The organism is Haloferax sp. s1 (genome assembly GCF_058382125.1).
This window is the reverse complement of the sequence record NZ_JBZRPK010000360.1, coordinates 1-3,526: the sequence shown is the minus strand read 5'-3', so window position 1 is coordinate 3,526 and position 3,526 is coordinate 1. Positions and strand designations below refer to the sequence as shown.

5 protein-coding genes are annotated in these 3,526 nt (G+C 56.8%); all 5 read right to left on the bottom strand.

Annotation, left to right across the window (positions count from 1 at the left end):
• Nucleotides 1-931 precede the first annotated feature (931 nt).
• Nucleotides 932-1,474, bottom strand: a complete 543-nt coding sequence (locus QT222_RS04410) for a hypothetical protein (RefSeq protein ID WP_491476427.1) — start codon at nt 1,472-1,474, stop codon at nt 932-934.
• Nucleotides 1,475-1,555: 81 nt separating this feature from the next.
• A complete protein-coding gene (locus QT222_RS04405; protein ID WP_491476426.1) occupies nt 1,556-1,870 on the bottom strand; it encodes a hypothetical protein in 315 nt (104 codons plus the stop codon).
• 279 nt (nt 1,871-2,149) lie between these two features.
• The gene (locus QT222_RS04400) at nt 2,150-2,548 is read right to left on the bottom strand and encodes a hypothetical protein (protein ID WP_004057913.1); all 399 of its coding nucleotides are present in this window, start codon (nt 2,546-2,548) and stop codon (nt 2,150-2,152) included.
• 161 nt (nt 2,549-2,709) lie between these two features.
• On the bottom strand, nt 2,710-3,105 hold the full coding sequence (locus QT222_RS04395; protein WP_004057916.1) for a winged helix-turn-helix domain-containing protein: 396 nt from the start codon (nt 3,103-3,105) through the stop codon (nt 2,710-2,712).
• Nucleotides 3,106-3,199: 94 nt separating this feature from the next.
• A partial coding sequence (locus QT222_RS04390; RefSeq protein WP_491476425.1) for a helix-turn-helix domain-containing protein occupies nt 3,200-3,526 on the bottom strand: 327 nt, incomplete at its 5' end.

The window sequence follows — 3,526 nt, the reverse complement described above, 5'->3', positions numbered from 1 at the left end:
GCGACCCGACCGGATTCTGAACCAGGGAGCGAACGTAGTGAGCGAGTGAGGTTCAAATCCGGGAGGCAGGATACCGGGCATCCCATCGCCACCACAGCATTGGCTCTGGAAATCGGCGTGTCGAGGAGTTGACTCAGCAGGAGATAGCCGGCGCTATCGGAGTGTTGCGCTAGACGGTGGACAGGTGGATGAACCGAGAAACTATCGCTGAGCCGCTGGTCGGTGGGGGAACTCGGGGACAGCGCCTCCTTCTGTACTCCATGGTCGTAGGGGAGAGAATAGAGCGAGCGGAAGAGTATCTCATGTTACTCAGCCTTGAGGGCCGGCTAACCAAGGGACAGCGGCAGACCCGAGTCACGTCCCTACGACGTGAGGAGTCTGAGCCTCACCCGCTTGATGGGCTGGATGAAGAGGTGAGCCTCTGGCGAGGCCAGCGCATAAGCAACTCCCAGAATCGACGACCCCGCACGCCGGGGATTCATACCCGGATTCTGCGCCGGACCGATTTTCGAGAACCCACCCATGAACCTCACCGTCCCGTGGAAATCGACAGAAACTCCGAGCAAATCTACGGCCGCTGAGAGCGATTCAGATCCGGGTGAGGAACAAGCAGAAAGTCTCCCGCTGTGACTCTCCTCGGTCTGCTGAGAGCGAGTCTCGGAGCCGTGTGGGAGATGTCAGGGAATCGACTCGTCCCGGCTTACTCGGAAGGGACGAGTTCTGGGCGCTCTTCTATTCGCGGGGACTTTCTCCCCCAGAGGTGAGGAACCTGATCGACCTATCTGCCGAGCATGTGGGGACGCTCATGCGGATTCACGGGGTCGGGGGCTTCGGGTACGATGATATGCCGGATGAACGGATAGCGTCACTTCTCCGGGAGTTGTCGGATGAAGAGTGGAGTCAAGTGGTTGAGAGCGATGAACTTGGATGGCTAAAAGACCAAGACAATCGACAGAGAGGACCAGATTAGCACAAGAAAAACGGTCCAGTAGTGGCTCCGCTGGATGGCTGTACTTCTCACCCATTGCTGTAAGTCTCGTAATTCCAGAACTCGCTCTACGTCGAACGGATGGGATGCAAGTGGATACCCACCGTCGTTTGCATCGATGGCTTGGAGTTCCGCCCTCTTACCTCGGCGCATGCCACCCGTAGTAAATACCATCGCGCTACCCATCGGTTCCTCATAAACTAATCGTACTTCAGTAATCTGTCGGTTGATAGGTGTGTTCTTTTGTATCGCGCTTTCTAATTGCCGAAATCCAGTATCTTCAACGTCAAGGGTGCTGGCTCTCTGGATTTTATTCATACCCCCATCGTCTACCTGTTGTTCAAGGTCCCACTGCCGGAGGTCTTCAAGTCCCTTCTCCGCCTCCTTGCAGAAAATTGAGTGGTCAGGATAGAGCAATGGGACGAGTGCAACGAGCGCCGCAATTGCGATATGAGAGATTTGCAGAAGAGACACTGAGGATTCCATATTGAGTCCTTAGAGTATAATGCCCAACGGTAGATACATCAGGTTTACTCTCAGGAAGGTATCAAAGAGAGAGTCGAGTATCTATATTCCGTTGATGTAGTCCCGGCGCTGTTCGACCTTTACCTCTTCCTCCCGCTTGTCGTAGTGCTTATCCAGAACATCCTGCCCGACATTCATCCGGTCGGAGACAACCTTCTCCGGCACGTCCTCGGTCAGAAAGCGAGTGATTGAGCCGCGCCGGATGGCGTGGGGAGAGACGTTCGCTGGGCACTTGCAGTAGTTGGGATAGGTGGCCGCTTCGCAGTTCTCCATATCTCGTTCTTTCGGGCACTCGTCGAAGTAGAAGCAGGGCCGAGTGACCCGATAGACGGCATCCCGGATGCTCGACCGATTCATCCGACCGTTCCGGCTCGTGAGAAGCGACTCGCGGCCATACTCGTCACCGACACCAGGGCGATTTTGGCCCCACCAGTTCCTCTATGGCTTGGCAGACTTCGGCACCCGAAGCAAGCATGCGGCCACCTTCATCACCGTTCTTGAGGGCGTCTCTGACTAAGGCCGATGATGGACTTCGAGGCATTCAGCCTCAGGGTCGTAGTCATCTACACCCGAGGCCGCCACACTCACAAACTGCACCGCTGCCAAAAACCAAACAGCCGGTATTTGAAGCGGCCGTTACCCGACCTGCACCGCGAAAACGATCTGGTCGTGGACGATAACGTGGAGTGGCTGCCCCGCGTCGTTCCACTCGTACGATTCTGTATACGGGGAGTCGTCGAAAGACGGGTCGGAGAACGTAATTTCAACGTCGTAATCCGCCTCCATGATTACTTTATTGTTGATCGTCTGTCTTTTGTTCGGCTCCAGTTCGATGGTGGTGTCGACCTTCGTCGAGTCCGTGCTTCGCTCGGTCACGAGGACGTCGATTGTGCGGGTGTTCGTCGCTTCGTTGTGAAGGACGATATCGGTCGCGCCGCGCGCACTCGCCTGCAGCTCGGAACAGCCGGGAAGCCCTGTAAGACCGACTGCACCGAGAGTAGTGAGAAGAGACCGTCGGGACCAATTGACTGGCATGAGGTTCAGGTCGCACAGACGACATAAATAACTCCGCCCGAGTCGACTACCCCAACATCGACTGGAAGTGAGCCAAAAGCAGGAGACGGCGGTGGCACTACACGAGACAATAAGCGGAGGGTCCGCGTTAGAACACAGCCGACAACCCAACGACAGCCAATTCAGGCAACGATAGACTCAGAATCACTAACATCACGGTAAGTAACGCGAACCTCCAACCCGGACGACGTGACGGAGACCGTGATGTCGTCAATGGCGCGTTCGTACTCGGCGGTGTGCTTTCCCGAGCGCGAGATACGCAGTCCCTTCGAGAGGAGATCGGCGTCGGCGAGTTGGTCGAGTTTCCGGTAGGTCGTCGAAAGCGGGAGGTCGCACGTCTCTGCGATTTCGCTTGCCGACAGCGCCACGCCGTCGGTCGCATCGAGAATACACCGGGAGTCGGCATCGTCGAGAACGTCGAAGAGCGTGTCGATAGCCGCCTGGTCGTCGACGACCTGTTCCGCGGGCGACGAGCGAGTGTGAGAACGAGCGGAGAGAGGAACTGAAGCCTGACTCATACTCCAGTAGAATCACGCAAGGGGAACTAACTGATAACCACGATAGCGTGGGACGTTTATATACTCCCCCCGAGAATCGGCGAGCGAGCGCCGCCTAACTCTCTTCGAGGATGTCGCCGAGTAGTTTCGTCAACGCGGCCGCGAGATGTTCTGAAAATGTAGATTGATTGATGTCGAGGGTGGCCGCGACCTCGGTCGCGTTTGCGCCTCTGGGGCGTTCGAAGTATCCCATCTCGTAGGCGGTCTGGATAACTTCGAGTTGGCGGGTCGTGAGTTTCCCGCGGTCGACGAAGATGCTGTCTCCGGGGGCGTCACCGGTCGGTGACCGAACGAGTCGCTTGATATCGGTTCCGGGGAATCGGTCGCGGAGTTCGCCGATAACGCTCTGGAGTTGTTCGTAGTCGGCCGCGTGAAACACGAG

What these genes read in the sequence shown, in the direction of transcription:
- QT222_RS04410 (WP_491476427.1), bottom strand. Translation starts at nt 1,474, where the DNA reads ATGGAATCCTCAGTGTCTCTTCTGCAAATCTCTCATATCGCAATTGCG.
- QT222_RS04405 (WP_491476426.1), bottom strand. Translation starts at nt 1,870, where the DNA reads ATGAATCGGTCGAGCATCCGGGATGCCGTCTATCGGGTCACTCGGCCC.
- QT222_RS04400 (WP_004057913.1), bottom strand. Translation starts at nt 2,548, where the DNA reads ATGCCAGTCAATTGGTCCCGACGGTCTCTTCTCACTACTCTCGGTGCA.
- QT222_RS04395 (WP_004057916.1), bottom strand. Translation starts at nt 3,105, where the DNA reads ATGAGTCAGGCTTCAGTTCCTCTCTCCGCTCGTTCTCACACTCGCTCG.